Raw genomic sequence first — 17,587 nt, forward strand, 5'->3', positions numbered from 1 at the left:
AGACCACGGTTGACCGTGTCACAGCACATCACCGGGATGACGCTCGGGTCCTGCTTGGGCTCGTACTTCCAGACGATCACGCCGTCCTTGTCGAGGTCGAGGGCGTAGACGATGTTCGGGAAGGGGGTGTGGACGTACATCATGGTGCCGACGACGAGGGGCGAACCCTCGTGGCCGCGCAGGACGCCGGTCGAGAACGTCCAGGCCACCTGCAGCTGCTTCACGTTGCCGGCGTTGATCTGGTCGAGCTTCGAATAGCGCGTGTTGGCGTAATCGACCGTCTGGAGCACCGGCTCGTCGGCGAGAACCGGGCCGGACGCGTAGAGACAGAACAGGAGGGCGGCGGCTCGGTTTCTGCCTGACATCGGCGATCCTCCAACGTGGTGCGCGCGTTCCGATCCGCTCCTCTACCATCGGAGGCGGATCGATTCGCGGGCCTCCGTGTCGCTGGGATCGCGGCGATCGTCCTTGCCATCCCGCCCGAACTCCTCTATGCGCCGCACCTCGTGTTCGCTCCGGCTGGGGGCTGAACGGACGGTGCCGGCTTGTCCGGCATGCGGAGTTCGCTCCATCGTCCCGTGTCTCCGCCTTCGATCAACCGCTCGGGCCTTCAAACGGCTCGAAGGGCTTGGCGCCGGGTGAAACGCGTTGAACCGGCCCGACGATCGACACCCGCACATCCGTGCCGTCGGGCCCCTTTTGCTATGAAGGGCCCGTTATGCCTCTTTATGAACACGTCTTCCTGGCGCGCCAGGACGTGACGGCCCAGCAGGTCGAGACCATGGTCGAGACCTACAAGGGCGTCATCGAAGCCAATGGCGGCAAGGTCGAGAAGATCGAGATGTGGGGCGTGAAGTCCCTCGCCTACCGCATCAAGAAGAACCGCAAGGCGCATTTCACGCTCCTCAACGTCGACGCCCCTCCGGCGGCTCTGGCCGAAATGGAGCGCCAGATGCAGATCTCCGAGGACGTCCTGCGCTTCATGACCGTCCGCGTCGAAGAGCTCGAATCCGAGCCGTCGGCGATGATGCAGAAGCGTGACCGCGACGACCGCAAGGATCGCGAGCGCGGCCGTCGTCGTGACGACGAAGGCTTCGGTGGTGGTGGTGGATTCGGTGGCGACCGGGATCGTGGTGACCGCGGCGATCGCGGCGACCGTCCCGAGCGCAGCTTCGGCGGGGAGAACTAAGCCATGGGTTTCGGTGCTGGACCTGATGCGGCTCCTGCCGCTGGTGGTGGTGCGGGCGGCGGACGTCGCCCCTTCTTCCGTCGTCGCAAGACCTGCCCCTTCTCGGGCGCGAACGCTCCCAAGATCGACTACAAGGACGTCAAGCTCCTGTCGCGCTACGTGTCCGAGCGCGGCAAGATCGTGCCGTCGCGCATCACGGCGGTGTCGGCCAAGAAGCAGCGTGAACTCGCCCAGGCGATCAAGCGCGCCCGCTTCCTCGGCTTCCTCCCCTACGTGATCAAGTAAGCCTCGACCTCTCCACGAGGTCCCCTCCTCCCCCTTGCGGGGTGGAGCTGGAATGGGGGTGGTCTCCCGGCCTGAGGAGGCCGGCGGCGCCACCCACACACTCGATCCCTCCCCACACGGGGAGGGACGTCTACACGCCGGCGGCATTGGCGCTGCCGGGCGTCGTTGGGGCGATATGAAACGCCTCTAACCCTGCCCCTTTCGGGGACAGCGGGACAGCGGGATCGATGAAACAGTTTCTCGGCATCGGCATCGGCGCGGGCCTCGTCTCCGCACTCCTCTTCGGCGTCCTGCTGAAGGGCACGCTGCTGTCCATCGTGCTCTACCTGCTCGCCCCGCTCCCGATCCTGATCGTGGGCCTCGGCTGGAGCCACAAGGCCGCCCTCGTCGCCGCGATCACGGGCGCCGTCGCCCTCGCCTTCCTGCAGCCCTTCCTCGGCCTCGGCTTCCTCGCCTATCTGGCGCTGCCGGCCTGGTGGCTCGCCTATCTCGCGCTGCTCGGGCGCCCCAACGCCGACGGCACCATGGAATGGTACCCGACCGGGCGGCTGCTGGCCTGGACCGCGTGCACGGCCGGGATCGCCTTCGTCGCCATCGCGGTCATCGCCTCGCCGAGCTTCGACACCTTCCAGACCCAGTTGCGCGGGATGACCCGCACGCTGGTGACGATGCAGGGCAAGGCCCGGGCGACGCCCCCCGCCGCGGCGCCCGCCGAAAAGACACCTGCTGAAAAGTCACCCGCGACCCCGGCCGAGCCCGATGCCAACGCGGCGCCCTCCGCCGAGTCGGGCACCGACCAGCAGAACGCGGTGGCCGACGCCCTGGCGACGATCGCCCCCGGACTGGCGACGCAGGGCCTCGCCGTGCTCCTCACCTTCTATCTCTGGGCCGCGGCCCGGATCGTGCGCATCTCCGGCCGCCTGCCCCGGCCCTGGCCCGACATCCCCTCCACGGCGATGCCGCGCTCCGTCCTCGGCATCCTGGGAGCGGCCGTCGTGCTGGCCCTGGTGCCCGGCTATCCGGGCGTCCTCGGCATCGCCCTCATCGGTGCGCTCACTGCCGCCTTCGCCATGCAGGGTCTCGCCGCCTTCCACGATCGCAGCCGCGGGCGTCCCGGACGCATGGCCCTCCTGTTCGGGCTCTACCTGATCCTGTTCTTCACCCAGGGCATCGCGCTGTTCGCCCTGACCCTGTTCGGCCTCGCCGACACCGCCTTCAACCGGCGCCGTCCCAAGGAGGACGCCGGACGAACCTGAGCCCCGTCTCCCGCATCGCGCGGCCGGGACTCTCTCCCCACCCAACCCCACTCAGACAAGGACCAGAATCATGGAAGTCATCCTCCTCGAGCGCGTCGCCAAGCTCGGCCAGATGGGCGAGACCGTGAACGTGAAGCCGGGCTACGCCCGCAACTTCCTCCTCGCCCGCGGCAAGGCCCTGCGCGCCACCGCCGGCAACAAGAAGCACTTCGAGACCCAGCGCGCCCAGCTCGAGGCCCGCAACCTCGAGAAGAAGAGCGAGGCGCAGTCCGTCGCCGAGACCCTCGAGGGCAAGAGCTTCGTGCTGATCCGCCAGTCGGGCGAGACCGGCGTGCTCTACGGTTCGGTCTCCACCCGCGATCTCGCCGAGGTCGTCACCGCCGAGGGCTTCACCGTCGGCCGCGACCAGTTCGCCCTCAACCAGCCGATCAAGACCCTCGGCCTGCATACCGTGCCGGTGGTGCTGCACCCCGAGGTCGAGGTGACCGTCACCGTCAACGTCGCCCGTTCGCCGGAAGAGGCCGAGCGTCAGGCCCGCGGCGAATCGACCACCGAGCGTGAGGCCTTCAACCTCGACGACCTCGGCCTCGAAGTCGGCGCCGCTCTCGCCGAGGCCGGCGACGACCGCGAGTAAGCCTCGTCCATAACCGGTGGAGAACGGGGATCATCGCCCGAAGGGGTTGACTGGTTCCCGATTTGTTCCAGCATGGCGCCTGTCATCCCGAAAGGGGTGGCAGGCGTTTTTCGTGGTCGTCCACACCGGGTCACCTCCGGTGCGAGGGTGGCGCGGAAGGCGGGTCGCGAGAATCGGCTAAGGTTCGGCTAACCATGCCTGGGCCATGGTCGTGCGCTAGCGGAATGGTGCGGCGAGGGAATCGCCGCGCGGTGTCGAAGAAGTCGGAGCCTCGAGTCAGCCCATGGCCCTGCCCAACGCCCTGACGGCAAACCTCCAGAGCGTCACGCAGGAGTTCCGCGTCGCGCCCCACAACATCGATGCGGAGCAGGCGCTGCTCGGCGCGATCCTCGTCAACAACGACGCCTATTACCGGATCTCGGACTTCCTCCTGCCCGAGCATTTCATGGAGGATGTCCACCGCAAGATCTTCGAGGTCGCCGCCTCGCTGATCAAGGTCGGCAAGCTCGCGACCCCGATCACGCTCAAGACCTATCTGGGCGACGCCGATCTCGGCGGCCAGACGGTGATGCAGTACCTCGCCCGCCTCGCGGCCGAGGCCACCACCGTCATCAACGCGGGCGATTACGGCCGCACCATCTACGACCTCGCCATCCGCCGCCGGCTGATCACCATCGGTGAGGATCTCGTCAACGGCGCCTACGAGGCGCCGGTGGAATCCTCCCCCCGCGACCAGATCGAGGGCACCGAGCGCCGGCTCTACGAGCTCGCCGAATCGGGCAAGTACGATGGCGGCTTCCAGAAATTCTCCGACGCCCTCACCGCCGCCGTGGACATGGCGGCCAAGGCCTATCAGCGCGACGGCAAGCTCTCGGGCATCGCCACCGGCCTGTCGGATCTCGACGCCAAGATGGGCGGTCTGCAATCCTCCGACTTGATCATCCTCGCCGGCCGCCCGGCCATGGGCAAGACCTCGCTGGTCACCAACATCGCCTTCAACGTGGCCAAGGCCTACCGGGGCGAGAAGCAGCCCGACGGGCGGATCGAGACCAAGAACGGCGGCATCGTCGGGTTCTTCTCCCTCGAAATGTCGGCCGAGCAGCTGGCCACCCGCATCATCGCCGAGCAATCCGGCGTGCCCTCCTACAAGATCCGCCGCGGCGACATCCGGCCGGAGGATTTCTACAAGATCACCGACGCCGCCCGCGACATGCAGACGATCCCGTTCTACATCGACCAGACCGGCGGCATCTCCATCGCGCAGCTCGCCGCCCGCGCCCGGCGCCTGAAGCGCCAGAAGGGCCTCGACCTCCTCATCATCGACTACCTGCAGCTGCTCTCGGGCTCGGGCAAGCGCAGCGACAACCGCGTGCAGGAGATGACCGAGATCACCACCGGCATGAAGGCGCTGGCCAAGGAGCTGGCGGTGCCGATCATCGGCCTGTCGCAGCTCTCGCGTCAGGTGGAGAACCGCGACGACAAGCGCCCGCAGCTCTCGGACCTGCGCGAATCGGGCTCCATCGAGCAAGACGCCGACGTGGTGATGTTCGTGTTCCGCGAGGAATACTACGTCAACAACAAGAAGCCGCGCGAAGGCACCGAGGAGTTCTTCGCCTGGGAAGCCGAGATGAACCGCGTCCACGGCAAGGCCGAGGTGATCCTCGGCAAGCAGCGCCACGGCCCCACCGGCACGGTGGAACTGCAATTCGACGCCAACATCACGCGCTTCTCGGACCTGGCGAGCGAGGACCGCATGCCCGCGCGCATGTGACCTGTCCCACCCCCGCCTCGGACGCCGCCCTCGGCCGAGTGAGGGTCGGCCCCCACTCCGAACCTCTCCCCACGAGGCGGAGGGAGACCTGCGACAAAGCTCGCCGTCTCTATGGTCCACCAGGTGCGAGGCGGTAGACTCGTGGTCCTCACATGAGTTCTGCAGGCAGCAGAGAGTGCCCGATCACCGCACTCGAACGAGATCCCGCCATGGCGATCAGCACCCCGGAAGCCGCCATCCACGGCGCGCGCCTCACCATCGATCTCTCGGCCATCGCCGAGAACTGGCGACGCCTGGGCGCGCGGGCGCCACACATCCCCTGCGCCGCCGTAATCAAGGCCGACGCCTATGGCTGCGGCCTGGTGACGGTCGCGCCGGTCCTGTGGCGGGCCGGCTGCCGGACGTTCTTCGTCGCCCATGCGAGCGAAGGCGCGATCGCCCGGTCCGTCCTGCCGGAGGCGGTGATCTACGTCCTCAACGGCCTCGCTCCCGGCAGCGGTCCGGCTCTCGTGGCGCACGCCCTGCGCCCGGTCCTCGGATCGCGCGAAGAACTCGACGAATGGGCGGCGCTGGCGGCGGAGACGGGGCGGCCACTCCCGGCCGCCCTTCACGTCGATACGGGCATGAACCGCCTCGGCCTGACCGTGGCCGACGCCCTGGCGCTCGCCGGCGACCCGATCATCTCGGCCGCCGGGATCGACCTGCTGATGAGCCATCTCGTCAGCGCCGAACGGCCGGACGAGGCGATCAACCGACACCAGTGCGAGGCGTTCGCAGACGTCCTGCGGGCCTATCCCGGCATTCCGGGTTCCCTCGCCAACTCCTCCGGCTGCTATCTCGGCGAGGGCATCGCCAACGACCTGCTCCGTCCGGGCTACGCCATCTTCGGCGGCAACCCGACCCCGTGGCGACCGAACCCGATGCGGCCGGTCGTCCGCCTCGAAGCGTCGATCGCACAGGTCCGCGACGTCACGGCTGGGGACGGCGCGGGCTACAATTCCCGCTGGACCGCCCCGGGCCCGCGACGGCTCGCCACCCTGTCGGTCGGTTACGCCGACGGCTACCCACGCTCGGCGAGCGGGCGCGGCCATGCCCTCGTCGGCGGCGTGCCCTGCCCCATCGTCGGCCTGATCTCCATGGACCTCATCATCCTCGACGTCACCGACGCATCCGCCGCGAGTCGTGGCGAACCGGCCATCCTGATCGGCGAGTCCCTCGACGTGGACAGCGTGGGACACGCCGCCGGCACGATCGGCTACGAAATTCTGACCGGTCTTGGTTCCCGTTATGTTCGCCGCTATGTAGGAGCCTAGAGTGATCCGACCCTCCACCTCGTCCTGAGGCGCCCGCGCTCCGCTCCGGCACCCCAGGATGGGGGTGGTGGCCGGGATCGGCGGATAACGGCGCTCGGCCTCTTCGAGCGGCGATCCACGCAAAAGGCGATCATGGCCAAGATCCACCAGACCTTCGTCTGCCAATCCTGCGGCGCCGTCTACAATCGCTGGCGCGGGCGCTGCGAGGCCTGCAACGGCTGGAACACGATCGTCGAGGAGACGGGCGCCAGCGGCCCTCAGGCCGGTCCGGTCAAGACCCGGCCGAGCCGGTCGCATGGGCGCATCTTCCCCCTCGAAGGGCTCACCGGCGAGGCTCGCGAGGCCCCGCGCATTCCCTCCGGCATCGGCGAGCTCGACCGGGTGACCGGCGGCGGGTTCGTGCGCGGCTCGGTGATCCTGCTCGGCGGCGATCCCGGAATCGGCAAGTCGACCCTTCTGATGCAGGCCACTGCCGCCATGGCGCACACCGGCGAGCGCGTGGTCTACATCTCCGGCGAGGAGGCGGTGGCGCAGGTGCGCCTGCGGGCGGAGCGCCTCGGCCTGTCGAGCGCAGCGGTGGATCTCGCCGCCGAGACCAATGTCGAGGACATCGTCGAGACCCTTAGCCAGGGCCGGCCGCCGGCGCTCGCCATCATCGATTCGATCCAGACCATGTGGACGGAGACGGTGGAATCCGCCCCCGGCACGGTGACCCAGGTCCGGTCCTCGGCCCAATCGCTGATCCGCTTCGCCAAGACCACCGGCACGGCGGTGATCCTCGTCGGCCACGTGACGAAGGACGGCCAGATCGCCGGTCCCCGCGTGGTGGAGCACATGGTCGATGCCGTCGCCTCGTTCGAGGGCGACCAGGGCCACCATTTCCGCATCCTGCGCGCGGTGAAGAACCGCTTCGGCCCCACCGACGAGATCGGGGTGTTCGAGATGACCGATCGCGGGCTCGCGGAGGTGCCGAACCCCTCCGCTCTGTTCCTCGCAGGGCGGGACCATGCGGCGCCGGGCACGGCCGTGTTCGCCGGCATGGAGGGCACGCGGCCCCTGCTCGTGGAGATCCAGGCCCTGGTGGCGCCCTCCTCCCTCGGCACGCCGCGCCGCGCCGTGGTCGGCTGGGACCCTAACCGCCTGTCCATGGTGCTCGCGGTTCTGGAGGCCCATGGCGGCATCCGGCTCGGCACCCATGACGTCTACCTCAACGTCGCCGGGGGCCTGCGCATCACCGAACCGGCGGCGGACCTCGCGGTGGCGGCCGCCCTGGTCTCGTCGCTGTCGGGCGCGGCCCTGCCGGGGGAGACCGTCTATTTCGGCGAGATCGGCCTGTCCGGCGCGATCCGCCCGGTGGCGCAGGCGCCGTCGCGGCTGAAGGAAGCGTTGAAGCTCGGCTTCGCCAAGGCCGTCACGCCGCAAGGCCGCAACGAGACCGGCGACGGTTCCCTGCCCACGGAGGCCCTGCGCCACATCGCCGATCTGGTGGCCGGGATCGCCAGCGGCGCGCCCAAACGCGGCCGGCCCGAGCGCAACCCGGCGCGCTACGAATACGAGGACGACGAGTGAGGCCCGACGCTTGTCCGCCCCGGAGGGTGACGGCCGAGTTTCCGCACGATATACAGGCGCGGCGGCGAGGGGGAGCCGCACGAGTCGGCGATCGTCAGCCCCTCTGCCCCGTGCGACCATAGCCTTCAATGCCGTTTTCCGTTCTCGATCTGGCCGTTCTCGGCATCGTCGTCATTTCGGCCCTCCTGGCGGCCGTCCGCGGGGCGACCCGCGAGGTGCTGGCCATCGTCGCCTGGGTCGCCGCCGCGGCGGTCGCCTGGAAGCTCTATCCCCTGCTGCTGCCCACCGTGGCCCAGCACGTCTCCAATGCCACCGTGGCGCTGGTCGCCTCCATCGCGACGATCTTCCTCGCGACGCTCATCATCGTCTCGATCATCACGGTGAAGGTCTCCGACATGATCCTCGATTCGCGCATCGGCGCGATCGACCGGTCCCTCGGCTTCGTCTTCGGCGCGGGGCGCGGCTTCCTCATCTGCGTGATCGGCTGGGTGTTCCTGGCCTGGCTGGTCCAGGGCAAGATGCCCGATTGGGCGGCCCAGGCCCGCAGCCGGCCGATGCTGGAGAAATCGGGGGACGCCCTGGTGGCACAGTTGCCGGAGAATCCGGAGGGATTCATCAAGCAGTTCAAGAAGTCCAAGGGCGAGGCGGCCGAGCCCGTCGAGCCGGCGGCCGACGGCGATACGGCACCCGCCCAACGCCGGACCGAGGCCCCGGCACGGCGCTGACCTTCTCACGCAGCGCGTCTGATCTGCGTGGCATGCCGCTTGGTTGCGGGACCAAGGCCGACTAAATGACGGCTTCTCGCAGGATGCAGCCGTCGTCATAAAACGGTCGCACGATGCAAGCCGGTCCGTGGACGCTGCCGAAACCGGCAACGGCGGGCAACCTTAGGATCGCAGAACCAGATGTCAGCACGCAGCGCGAGCGCCCGCCATTCGGTCGACGTGGTGGATGGGCTGGACCGGGACGGGGACACCCTGCGCGAGGAGTGCGGCGTCTTCGGCATCTTCGGTCATCCGGACGCCTCGGCCATCGTGGCCCTCGGGCTCCACGCCCTCCAGCACCGGGGCCAGGAGGCGGCGGGCATCGTCTCGTTCGACGGGCACATCTTCCATTCCGAGCGCCGTCCCGGCCTCGTCGGCGATTCGTTCTCCGACCGCTCCACCATCGAGCATCTCGAAGGCTCGGCCGCCATCGGCCACGTGCGCTACTCGACGACCGGAGGCACCATCCTCCGCAACGTCCAGCCGCTCTTCGCCGAACTCGCCAGCGGCGGTCTCGCGGTGGCCCATAACGGCAACCTCACCAATGCCCTCTCCATCCGCCGCGATCTCGTCCGCGACGGCGCGATCACGCAGTCGACCTCCGACACGGAGGTGATCCTGCACCTCGCCGCCCGCAGCCGGGCACCGCTCATCGTCGAGCGCTTCACCGAAGCCCTGCGGCAGGTCCAGGGCGCCTATGCCATCGTGGCGCTCACCAACAAGAAGCTCATCGGCGCCCGCGACCCCCTGGGCATCCGCCCCCTGGTCATCGGCGAACTCGACGGGCGCTACATCCTTGCCTCCGAGACCTGTGCGCTGGACATCATCGGCGCGAAGTTCATCCGCGACGTGGAGAACGGCGAGATCGTCGTCATTTCCGAGGAGGGTATCGAGTCGATCAGGTTCGCACCGGCGCAGCCCATGCGACCCTGCATCTTCGAATACATCTACTTCGCCCGGCCGGATTCGGTGGTGAACGGCAAGAGCGTCTATTCGGTCCGCAAGAATATCGGCCACGAACTCGCCCGCGAATCCGCCACCGCCGCCGACGTGGTGATCCCCGTGCCGGATTCGGGCGTGCCGGCGGCCCTCGGCTTCGCGCAGGAGACCGGCCTGCCCTTCGAGATGGGCATCATCCGCAACCATTATGTCGGGCGCACCTTCATCCAGCCGACCCAGTCGGTGCGCGAACTCGGCGTGCGGATGAAGCATTCGGCCAACCGCGCCGTGGTGGAGGGCAAGCGCATCGTCCTCGTGGACGACAGCCTCGTGCGCGGCACCACCTCGGTGAAGATCGTGCGGATGATGCGGGAGGCCGGCGCCAAGGAGGTGCACTTCCGCATCGCCTCGCCGCCGATCACCTACCCGGATTTCTACGGGATCGACACGCCCGAGCGCGAGAAGCTGCTCGCCGCCACCCACGACCTCGAAGGCATGCGCCGCTACATCGGCGCGGATTCCCTTGCCTTCCTCTCCATCGAGGGCCTCTACAAGGCCATGGGCGAGGAGGGCCGCAATGAATCCTGCCCGCAATATACCGACCATTGCTTCACCGGCGACTACCCGACCGGCCTGACCGACCTCGCCATCGCCGGGCCGAAGCGCCTCGCCATGCTCGCCGAAGCGGATTGAGGCGACCATGACGAAGCCCCTCGCCGGCCGCATCGCCCTCGTCACCGGCTGTTCGCGCGGCATCGGCCGGGCGGCGGCCCTGGCCCTCGCGGAGGCGGGGGCTCACATCGTCGCCGTCGCCCGAACGCAGGGGGCCCTGGAAGAGCTCGACGACGCGATCCGGCAGGCGGGATCGAGCGCGACCCTCGTCCCCCTCGACCTCACCGATTTCGACGCCATCGACCGGCTGGGCCTGAGCATCCACGAACGCTGGGCGAAGCTCGACGTGGTGGTGGGCAATGCCGGCATCCTCGGCAACCTCACGCCCCTCGGGCACGTGACGCCCAAGACCTGGGCGCAGGTGATGGACATCAACGTCACCGCCAACTGGCGCCTGCTCCGCTCCGTCGACCCGCTGCTGCGGAAGTCGGATGCGGGCCGCGCCGTCTTCGTCACCTCCGGCGCCGCGCAGAAATGCAGGGCCTATTGGGGACCGTACTCGGTCTCGAAGGCCGCCCTCGACGCCCTCGTGCGCACCTATGCGGCGGAGACCGAGACGACGGCCATCAAGGCCATGCTGCTCAACCCCGGCCCCCTGCGCACCTCCATGCGCAAGGCGGCGATGCCGGGCGAAGACGAAACGACCCTGAAGACTCCGGGCGACCTCGCCCCGCATTTCGTGCGCCTCGCGAGCCCGGATTGGGATCAATCGGGCAAGATCTACGATTTCCCCAGCGACCGCGTGCTGACTCCGCAGATGGCGGCGTAGCTTTCTCGTCCCGTCCATCCCTATCCGCGACCTCATCCTGAGGTGCCGAAGCGACGCGCAGGCCTTGGAGGAGTGCTCCGGACTTCACGGAGTTCCCTGGAGTCCTTCTTCGCGGCCGCTTCGCGGCACCTCAGGATGAGGTCCGGGGTGGGGTTTTCTCCAAGCCCCAGACAAGGTTTCCTTCATGATCGACGTCCGCTGCATCTGCGCCATCGGCCAGCGTGGGCAACTCGGCCTCAACGGCCAGCTGCCGTGGGAAGGGAATACCGATCCGCTCTTCGTCGAGGACGTGACGCGCTTCTTCGCGCTGACCATGGGCCACGTGCTGATCGCCGGGCCGAAGACCGTGGCCTCGGTGCCGGACTTCGCCTTCAAGGACCGCACCATCGACGTGATCCGCAGCCACGAGGACCCGGAAGAGGTGCTCAAGCGCTATCCGGGCCGGCGCATCTTCGTCGGCGGCGGCATCACCGTCTGGAACGTCTACGCCAAGTACATCCAGAACTGGGACATCACCCGCCTGCCCTATGACGGCGAGGCCGACCGCTGGTTCGATCCGGCCTGGCTGGTGGGTGGGGCGTTGCGGGCCTGACGGAAACGACGACGCTTCCTGCGAGTTGATGCTGATCCACCGCAGGAAACCTCCATGACCGCGCATAGCTACCGTTTCGGCATCGAGGAAGAGTATTTCCTGGCCGATGCCGAGACGCGAGGGACGCCGCGGCGGTCGGTGAAGCCGTTCCATACCGAAGCGAGCGAGCGCCTGCCCGAGATCGGGCGCGAGATGCTGCAGTGCCAGGTGGAGGTCTGCACCCCGCCCTCCGCGGATTTCGGCGAGGCCCACGAGATCCTCGCCGGACAGCGCGGAGCCCTCGGCCGGCTTGCCAGAGACCACGAGCTTCTGGTCTTCGCGGCCGGCACCCATCCGGTGGCCGATTGGGCTCGGCAATTGCCGACGAAGGGCGAGCGCTATCGCGGCATCCTCAAGGATGTCGGCTTGGCCGGCCGCCGCAGCCTGATCTGCGGCATGCATGTCCACGTGGAGGTGCCCGATCCGGCAGCCCGCATCGACCTGATGAACCGGCTGCTGCCGTTCCAGCCCCTGCTCTTCGCGCTGTCCGCCTCGTCGCCCTTCTGGCAGGGCAAGCCGACGGGGCTCACCGCCTACCGCCTCAGTGCCTTCGGCGAGCTGCCGCGCACCGGCTTGCCGCAGCTCTTTTCCGGCCCCGACGCCTACGAGCGCTACGTCCGGATCATGACCCGAGCCGGCTCGATCCAGGATGCGAGCTTCCTGTGGTGGTCGCTGCGTCCATCGATCAAGTTTCCGACCCTCGAACTGCGCGTGGCGGATTCCTGTACGCGGCTCGAGGATGCACTCACCGTGGCGGCGCTGTTCCGCTGCCTCGTGCGCTGCGCCGTCCGAAGGCCGGACCTCAACGCCGATCTCGACGGCGTCTCGCGCGCCCTGGCGGAAGAAAACCTCTGGCGGACCCAGCGCAGCGGCACGGAGGCCGAGATCATCGACGAGGCCAGCGAAGACGCCCTCCCCTTCGCCGACGCCCTCGACAAGGTCTTGGCCCTCATCGACGCCGATGCCGACGCGCTCGGATGCGGCGAGGAAGTGGAAAGGGCACGGACCATCGTCCGCGAGGGAACCAGCGCCGACCGGCAGATCGCCGTCTTCGAGGCCGCGCGCGACAAGGGCCGCACCAACCGCCAGGGGTTGGACGACGTGGTGGATTGGCTGAGCCGGACGACCTGCGGGTCGTGAAGCTCAGCCTTTGTTCTCCTTGTCGAACGGGTTCTTCGAGGTCCGCAGGGACAGCCGGATCGGCACGCCAGGGAGGTCGAAGGCCTCGCGCAGGTTGTTCACGAGGTAGCGGGTGTAGGATTTCGGCAGGCCGTCGAGCTGGTTGCCGAACAGGGCGAAGTGCGGCGGGCGGCTCTTCACCTGGGTGGCGTAGCGGATCTTGATACGACGGCTCGCCACCGCCGGCGGCGGGTTGCGCTGGGTCGCCTCGTTGAGCCAGTCGTTGATCTTCGAGGTGGAGATGCGCTTGTTCCAGACCTCGAAGGTCTCGGTGACGGCCTTCATCAGCGCGTCGATGCCGTCGCCGGCAAGGCCCGAGAGCGGCACCACGGAGACGCCGCGCACCTGCGGCAGAAGGCGGGTGCAATCCTCCCGCAGCTTCTTCAGCAGGCCGGGCTGGTCGGCCACGAGGTCCCACTTGTTGAGGCCGATGACCAGGGCGCGGCCCTCGCTCTCGATGAGATCGACGATGGTCAGATCCTGCTTTTCGAACGGGATCGTCGCGTCGAGGAGCACCACCACCACCTCGGCGAAGCGTACGGCGCGCAGGCCGTCCGACACCGCGAGCTTTTCGAGCTTGTCGTCGATGCGCGCCTTGCGGCGCATGCCGGCGGTGTCGTGGAGCTTGATCCGGCGGCCGCGCCACTCCCAGTCGAGGGAGATCGAATCGCGGGTGATGCCCGCCTCGGGGCCGACGAGCAGGCGCTCCTCGCCGAGCATTCGGTTGATCAGGGTCGACTTGCCCGCATTGGGGCGGCCGACGATGGCGACCTTGAGCGAACGGTTCGACGGGTCGTCGTCGTATTCCTCGTCCTCGTCGTCGAGCTTGGGCAGGGCCTCGGTGAGGGCGTCGTGCAACTCGCCGATGCCCTCGCCGTGTTCGGCCGAGAACGGGATCGGGTCGCCGAGCCCGAGCGAAAACGCCTCGTAGGCGCCGGACAGGCCGGTGCCGCCCTCGGCCTTGTTGGCGACGAGCACCACCGGGCAGCCCGCGCGGCGCACGAGTTCGGCGAAGGGCTGGTCGGCGGGGAGGATGCCGGCGCGGGCGTCGATGACGAACAGCACGACGTCGGCCTCCAGGATCGCGGCCTCGGTCTGCGCGCGCATGCGCCCGAGCAGCGAATCCGCGTCGGCCTGTTCGAGGCCCGCAGTGTCGATGACGCGAAACACCAATCCGCCGAAGTTGACGTCGCCCTCGCGCCGGTCGCGGGTCACGCCGGGGCGATCGTCCACGAGGGCGAGCTTCTTGCCCACCAGGCGGTTGAAGAGGGTCGACTTGCCGACATTCGGCCGTCCGACGATAGCGACGGTCGGCATGTCCATGGTGGTCTCGATTCAGTCGTCGTACGGAGAAAATTCGTCGTGCAGGCGGCGTGCCGGAACCGGCTCAGCGCGTCACGGGCGGGGGTGCGGCCGGCTCGGGAGCAGGCGCCGCGGTCACGGTGACCGGGCCGCCGGCCACGAGGGCGGCATAGACCTCGATGCGCTGGCGGAGATTCGCCGGCGTCTGAGGATCGGAGATGATCTGGTCGAACCAGCGTCCGGCGGCATCGTACTCGCCGCGCTTCAACGCCACGAGGCCGAGCATTTCGCGGGCGGTGTGGCGGAACGCGCCGGCCGGGGCGGCGAGCCCCTGGAGGCTGGCGAGCGCGGGATCGGAGTTCGGCTGATCGAGGCGGATCAGCGCCGCGCGCAGACGGGCGAGGTCGCGCAGGCCGTCGCCGAGCTTGGTGTCGGCGGCCAGCGCATCGTATTCGGCCGCGCCGGCGGACGCGTCGCGCTTGGCGGTCTCGGTGGCGGAGCGGAAGCGGGCCAGCATCCGGTAGCCGCCGGGAGCGTCGGCCTCCAGCGCCTCGAAGGCCTTGTCGGCCTCGGCGCCCTTGCCGTCCTTGGCGAGGCGGTTGGCGGCCTCGAACTTCTCGGACGCGGCTTCCGCGCGGACCCGCTGATCGTGCTGCCAGTAGCGATAGCCGCCGACGCCGGCCACGAGGAGAATCGCCACGGCGACGATGAGACCGCTGTAGCGCCTCCAGATCTGCGCGACCTGATCGCGGCGATAGTCTTCGTTGACCTCGCGGATAAACTCGTTGTTCTCGGCCATGTCGTCTCACGCCGACCGCGATACGATCGGCGGCCTTGAGGAAAACCAAGCCCGGCGCCTAGCACAGCCAGCCCGGCTTGGCGACTGGCCATGCGGCCGACTTGGCGACTGGCCATGCGGCCGGCAGGCGACCGGCCGTGCGCGGATGCCGTCAGGCCGAGACGGGCCAGGCCGCGACGCCGATCACCCATTGATGCAGGTATTTGGCGAAGACGAACCAGACGACGAAGCCGACCGCCACCGCGATGGCGTCGTTGCGCCAGCCGGCCGGGGCCGCGACGGCACCGTGCTGGGCGGCCACCGCGCCGGCCGAGAGGGCGCGGCGCTTGGCGCTGATCCGGGCGATGACGGCCCAGGCGAGGAAGCTGCCGAACAGCAGGATCGAGCCGAGGTCGCCATTGGCGAGGAGATGGGCCGTCGCCCAGATCTTCACCGCCAGCAGCATCGGGTGCTTGGCCCGCGCCCGGATATGGCCGGGCAGGTAGGCGGAGGCCAGGGCGATGAAGGCGAAGAGCGTCAGGAGCAGCGCCAGATGGCGCGTCCAGACCGGCGGGTTCCACACGTCGATATAACCGTTCGCGCGGTACTGGCCGAACCCGTAGGCGATGAGCACGATGCCGAGGACGGACAGGAGGGTATAGCCGAGCTTGAACCGGCTCTCCCCGATGTCATTGATGACGCCCGCGCGCTTCGCCCTCAACATGGAGAAGGCATGCGTGCCGAGGAACAGCACGAGGCCGAGGATGAGGATGAGCATGGAACGCCTTCGAATCGCGCCTGTGGATCACATGATCCGCGCCAGGCCGGGTGAAGCAGACTGTAATGGTTCAAAACCCAAACTCGGGCCGATGTCCAGGCTCACCCGATGACGCGGCTCCTCGCCCTCCTCCTGCTCGTCCTGCTCGCGCACGGGGCCGCGGCACGGTCCGAACCGCCGCTTTCGGCGCTGACCCTCGTCGGGGCGCCGACGACGATCTTCAAGGCCGGCCGCGATGCCTGCGACGGGGCGGACGTGCCGGACGCCTCCGCGCGCGCCTTCCGCGACGCGTCCGGCAGCGTCGCCCTGTTCGGGATGCACTATCGCAACCGGGCCATGCGCGGGCCGGCCCTCGACCTGCTGAAGCTCGACTGCGCCGTGGTCCTCGAATCCGGCGAGAAAGCCGATCCGGCGGCCTATGACGACCGGTCCTGGATCACCGCCACATGGACGGAGGACGGCAAGGCGATCTCGGCCCTCCTCCATCACGAATATCAGGCCAACGAGCACGAGGGGCGCTGCCGCTCGAAGGTCTATATCGAGTGCTGGTACAACACGATCACCGCCGCCTCCTCCGGCGATGGCGGGCGCAGCTTTTCCCGCGCCAAGCCCCCCGTGGTGGTGGCCGGGGCGCCGTTCCGCCAGGAGGTCGGCCAGGGCCGGCAGCGGGGCTTCTTCAACCCGTCGAACATCGTCGGCGACGGGCGCTGGCGCTACGTCTTGATCGCCACCACCGGCTGGACCGCGGGGGGCAGCGACCAGTCCGCCGGCGCCTGCCTGTTCCGCACCGACACGCCCTCCGATCCTACGCGCTGGCGCGCCTGGACAGGCCTCGGCTTCACCGCCGCCTTCCCCGATCCCTACGGCAGGCCGACCCTGCTCTCCGAGCCGTGCAAGCCGCTGGAGCCGTTCGGCCTGCCCGTCGGCGCCGTCATACGCCATCGCGGCACGGGAGCCTGGATCGCCGTGTACATGGCCAGCGCCGGCGGCACCGTCCCACAATCCGGTTTCTACTGGACGACCTCGCGGGATCTCGTCACTTGGGACCAGCCGCGCCTGCTGCTCGCCGGCGCCACGCTCTACGACGATCCCTGCACGGCCAAGGGCGACCTCATCGCCTATCCGTCGATCCTCGATCCGCAGGCCACCGGCCGCAACTTCGACGATGCGGGCGACACCGCCTTCCTCACCTACGTGACCCTGCGCCGGGAGGGCTGCACCGTGACTTCGGACCGCGACCTCGTCCGCAGACCTCTGGCGATCAAGGTCTGGCCGTAGGCGACGCTTCCAACGGATTCGGCGAGAGGCGAAGGAGCGGAATGCGACACCGGATCGCAGCCGGATCGGGGCGTCCGCCACGTCGATCGGTCTTGCCGGCACCGGTCGCGGCGGTGCAAGGGCGCGCTCACGCGCCTTCCTCAATCCACCGTATCGGATCGCCATGACCGTCCATTGTTTCGCCTGGACCGATCTGCCCGAGGACGTCGCGGAAAACGGCGTCGCGAAGCGCCGCGTCCGGGGTGCGGGTGCCGAATGGGTGCGGATCGCCATCCCGGCCGGAACCCGGGCGGCCCGGCACAGCCACGATCACGAACAACTCGTGCAGGTGATCTCGGGGAGCGGCACCCTCGTGACCGAGCAGGGAAGCCGGGAATTCGGCCCCGGCAGCCTGTTCCACTTCCCGGCCCATGTCTGGCACGAGGCGGAGTTCACCACTGCAACGGTGCTGGTGGAGACGAACCTGCCGGCCTGAGGGCG

At 68.7% G+C, this 17,587-nt stretch carries 17 protein-coding genes and 1 pseudogene; 14 read left to right on the forward strand and 4 right to left on the reverse strand.

Annotation, left to right across the window (positions count from 1 at the left end; genetic code table 11):
* Positions 1-365 (reverse strand): annotated as a pseudogene (locus MKK51_RS17315) (PQQ-dependent dehydrogenase, methanol/ethanol family); the annotation flags it as partial.
* A gap of 353 nt (positions 366-718) precedes the next feature.
* Here MKK51_RS17315 and rpsF point away from each other — a divergent pair.
* From rpsF to MKK51_RS17375, 12 genes are all read left to right on the forward strand, one after another.
* On the forward strand, positions 719-1,189 hold the full coding sequence (rpsF, locus tag MKK51_RS17320) for a 30S ribosomal protein S6 (protein WP_243979060.1): 471 nt from the start codon (positions 719-721) through the stop codon (positions 1,187-1,189).
* 3 nt (positions 1,190-1,192) lie between these two features.
* Positions 1,193-1,474, forward strand: coding sequence for a 30S ribosomal protein S18 (gene rpsR / locus MKK51_RS17325; RefSeq protein ID WP_243979061.1), 282 nt, complete (start codon positions 1,193-1,195; stop codon positions 1,472-1,474).
* 227 nt (positions 1,475-1,701) lie between these two features.
* Positions 1,702-2,730: a DUF2232 domain-containing protein gene (locus tag MKK51_RS17330; protein ID WP_243979062.1), complete on the forward strand. Its 1,029-nt coding sequence runs from the start codon at positions 1,702-1,704 to the stop codon at positions 2,728-2,730.
* A 70-nt stretch (positions 2,731-2,800) separates the two neighbouring features.
* Positions 2,801-3,364, forward strand: a complete 564-nt coding sequence (gene rplI, locus MKK51_RS17335) for a 50S ribosomal protein L9 (protein ID WP_018045051.1) — start codon at positions 2,801-2,803, stop codon at positions 3,362-3,364.
* 283 nt (positions 3,365-3,647) lie between these two features.
* Entirely contained in the window at positions 3,648-5,135 is a 1,488-nt protein-coding gene (locus MKK51_RS17340) for a replicative DNA helicase (RefSeq protein ID WP_027172146.1), read from the forward strand.
* A gap of 209 nt (positions 5,136-5,344) precedes the next feature.
* Positions 5,345-6,448 carry an alanine racemase gene (gene alr / locus MKK51_RS17345; protein ID WP_243979063.1) on the forward strand — a complete coding sequence of 368 codons (1,104 nt, stop codon included), beginning with the start codon at positions 5,345-5,347 and terminating at the stop codon, positions 6,446-6,448.
* A 132-nt stretch (positions 6,449-6,580) separates the two neighbouring features.
* Positions 6,581-8,017 (forward strand): DNA repair protein RadA, encoded by a 1,437-nt coding sequence (gene radA / locus MKK51_RS17350; RefSeq protein ID WP_243979064.1) that lies wholly within the window; start codon positions 6,581-6,583, stop codon positions 8,015-8,017.
* Positions 8,018-8,145: 128 nt separating this feature from the next.
* Complete coding sequence (locus tag MKK51_RS17355; protein ID WP_243979065.1) at positions 8,146-8,742, forward strand: CvpA family protein; 597 nt, start codon at positions 8,146-8,148, stop codon at positions 8,740-8,742.
* A 180-nt stretch (positions 8,743-8,922) separates the two neighbouring features.
* A complete protein-coding gene (gene purF / locus MKK51_RS17360; RefSeq protein WP_243979066.1) occupies positions 8,923-10,413 on the forward strand; it encodes an amidophosphoribosyltransferase in 1,491 nt (496 codons plus the stop codon).
* A 7-nt stretch (positions 10,414-10,420) separates the two neighbouring features.
* The gene (locus tag MKK51_RS17365; protein ID WP_243979067.1) at positions 10,421-11,161 is read left to right on the forward strand and encodes an SDR family NAD(P)-dependent oxidoreductase; all 741 of its coding nucleotides are present in this window, start codon (positions 10,421-10,423) and stop codon (positions 11,159-11,161) included.
* A gap of 184 nt (positions 11,162-11,345) precedes the next feature.
* Positions 11,346-11,753, forward strand: a complete 408-nt coding sequence (locus MKK51_RS17370; RefSeq protein ID WP_243979068.1) for a dihydrofolate reductase — start codon at positions 11,346-11,348, stop codon at positions 11,751-11,753.
* A 54-nt stretch (positions 11,754-11,807) separates the two neighbouring features.
* Positions 11,808-12,932 (forward strand): carboxylate-amine ligase, encoded by a 1,125-nt coding sequence (locus MKK51_RS17375; RefSeq protein WP_243979069.1) that lies wholly within the window; start codon positions 11,808-11,810, stop codon positions 12,930-12,932.
* Between the two features lie 3 nt (positions 12,933-12,935).
* On the opposite strand, the gene der is transcribed toward MKK51_RS17375, so the two are convergent.
* From der to MKK51_RS17390, 3 genes are all read right to left on the reverse strand, one after another.
* Complete coding sequence (gene der / locus MKK51_RS17380; protein ID WP_243979070.1) at positions 12,936-14,294, reverse strand: ribosome biogenesis GTPase Der; 1,359 nt, start codon at positions 14,292-14,294, stop codon at positions 12,936-12,938.
* A 64-nt stretch (positions 14,295-14,358) separates the two neighbouring features.
* Positions 14,359-15,072 (reverse strand): tetratricopeptide repeat protein, encoded by a 714-nt coding sequence (locus MKK51_RS17385; protein WP_243979071.1) that lies wholly within the window; start codon positions 15,070-15,072, stop codon positions 14,359-14,361.
* A 151-nt stretch (positions 15,073-15,223) separates the two neighbouring features.
* Complete coding sequence (locus tag MKK51_RS17390) at positions 15,224-15,829, reverse strand: NnrU family protein (protein ID WP_243979072.1); 606 nt, start codon at positions 15,827-15,829, stop codon at positions 15,224-15,226.
* A 108-nt stretch (positions 15,830-15,937) separates the two neighbouring features.
* Between MKK51_RS17390 and MKK51_RS17395 the strand changes: the two genes are divergently transcribed.
* Both MKK51_RS17395 and MKK51_RS17400 read left to right on the forward strand, forming a co-directional pair.
* Entirely contained in the window at positions 15,938-17,107 is a 1,170-nt protein-coding gene (locus MKK51_RS17395) for a hypothetical protein (protein ID WP_243979073.1), read from the forward strand.
* A gap of 163 nt (positions 17,108-17,270) precedes the next feature.
* On the forward strand, positions 17,271-17,582 hold the full coding sequence (locus MKK51_RS17400; protein ID WP_243979074.1) for a cupin domain-containing protein: 312 nt from the start codon (positions 17,271-17,273) through the stop codon (positions 17,580-17,582).
* The last annotated feature ends 5 nt before the right edge of the window (positions 17,583-17,587 follow it).

This window comes from Methylobacterium sp. E-045, assembly GCF_022829685.1.
Classification (GTDB): domain Bacteria; phylum Pseudomonadota; class Alphaproteobacteria; order Rhizobiales; family Beijerinckiaceae; genus Methylobacterium.

Coding starts and splice junctions, on each gene's coding strand:
- MKK51_RS17390 (WP_243979072.1), bottom strand. CDS start 15,829: ATGCTCATCCTCATCCTCGGCCTCGTGCTGTTCCTCGGCACGCATGCC.
- MKK51_RS17355 (WP_243979065.1), top strand. CDS start 8,146: ATGCCGTTTTCCGTTCTCGATCTGGCCGTTCTCGGCATCGTCGTCATT.
- rpsF (WP_243979060.1), top strand. CDS start 719: ATGCCTCTTTATGAACACGTCTTCCTGGCGCGCCAGGACGTGACGGCC.
- MKK51_RS17330 (WP_243979062.1), top strand. CDS start 1,702: ATGAAACAGTTTCTCGGCATCGGCATCGGCGCGGGCCTCGTCTCCGCA.
- MKK51_RS17385 (WP_243979071.1), bottom strand. CDS start 15,072: ATGGCCGAGAACAACGAGTTTATCCGCGAGGTCAACGAAGACTATCGC.
- MKK51_RS17375 (WP_243979069.1), top strand. CDS start 11,808: ATGACCGCGCATAGCTACCGTTTCGGCATCGAGGAAGAGTATTTCCTG.
- MKK51_RS17340 (WP_027172146.1), top strand. CDS start 3,648: ATGGCCCTGCCCAACGCCCTGACGGCAAACCTCCAGAGCGTCACGCAG.
- alr (WP_243979063.1), top strand. CDS start 5,345: ATGGCGATCAGCACCCCGGAAGCCGCCATCCACGGCGCGCGCCTCACC.
- MKK51_RS17370 (WP_243979068.1), top strand. CDS start 11,346: ATGATCGACGTCCGCTGCATCTGCGCCATCGGCCAGCGTGGGCAACTC.
- purF (WP_243979066.1), top strand. CDS start 8,923: ATGTCAGCACGCAGCGCGAGCGCCCGCCATTCGGTCGACGTGGTGGAT.
- radA (WP_243979064.1), top strand. CDS start 6,581: ATGGCCAAGATCCACCAGACCTTCGTCTGCCAATCCTGCGGCGCCGTC.
- MKK51_RS17365 (WP_243979067.1), top strand. CDS start 10,421: ATGACGAAGCCCCTCGCCGGCCGCATCGCCCTCGTCACCGGCTGTTCG.
- rplI (WP_018045051.1), top strand. CDS start 2,801: ATGGAAGTCATCCTCCTCGAGCGCGTCGCCAAGCTCGGCCAGATGGGC.
- der (WP_243979070.1), bottom strand. CDS start 14,294: ATGGACATGCCGACCGTCGCTATCGTCGGACGGCCGAATGTCGGCAAG.
- MKK51_RS17400 (WP_243979074.1), top strand. CDS start 17,271: ATGACCGTCCATTGTTTCGCCTGGACCGATCTGCCCGAGGACGTCGCG.
- MKK51_RS17395 (WP_243979073.1), top strand. CDS start 15,938: ATGACGCGGCTCCTCGCCCTCCTCCTGCTCGTCCTGCTCGCGCACGGG.
- rpsR (WP_243979061.1), top strand. CDS start 1,193: ATGGGTTTCGGTGCTGGACCTGATGCGGCTCCTGCCGCTGGTGGTGGT.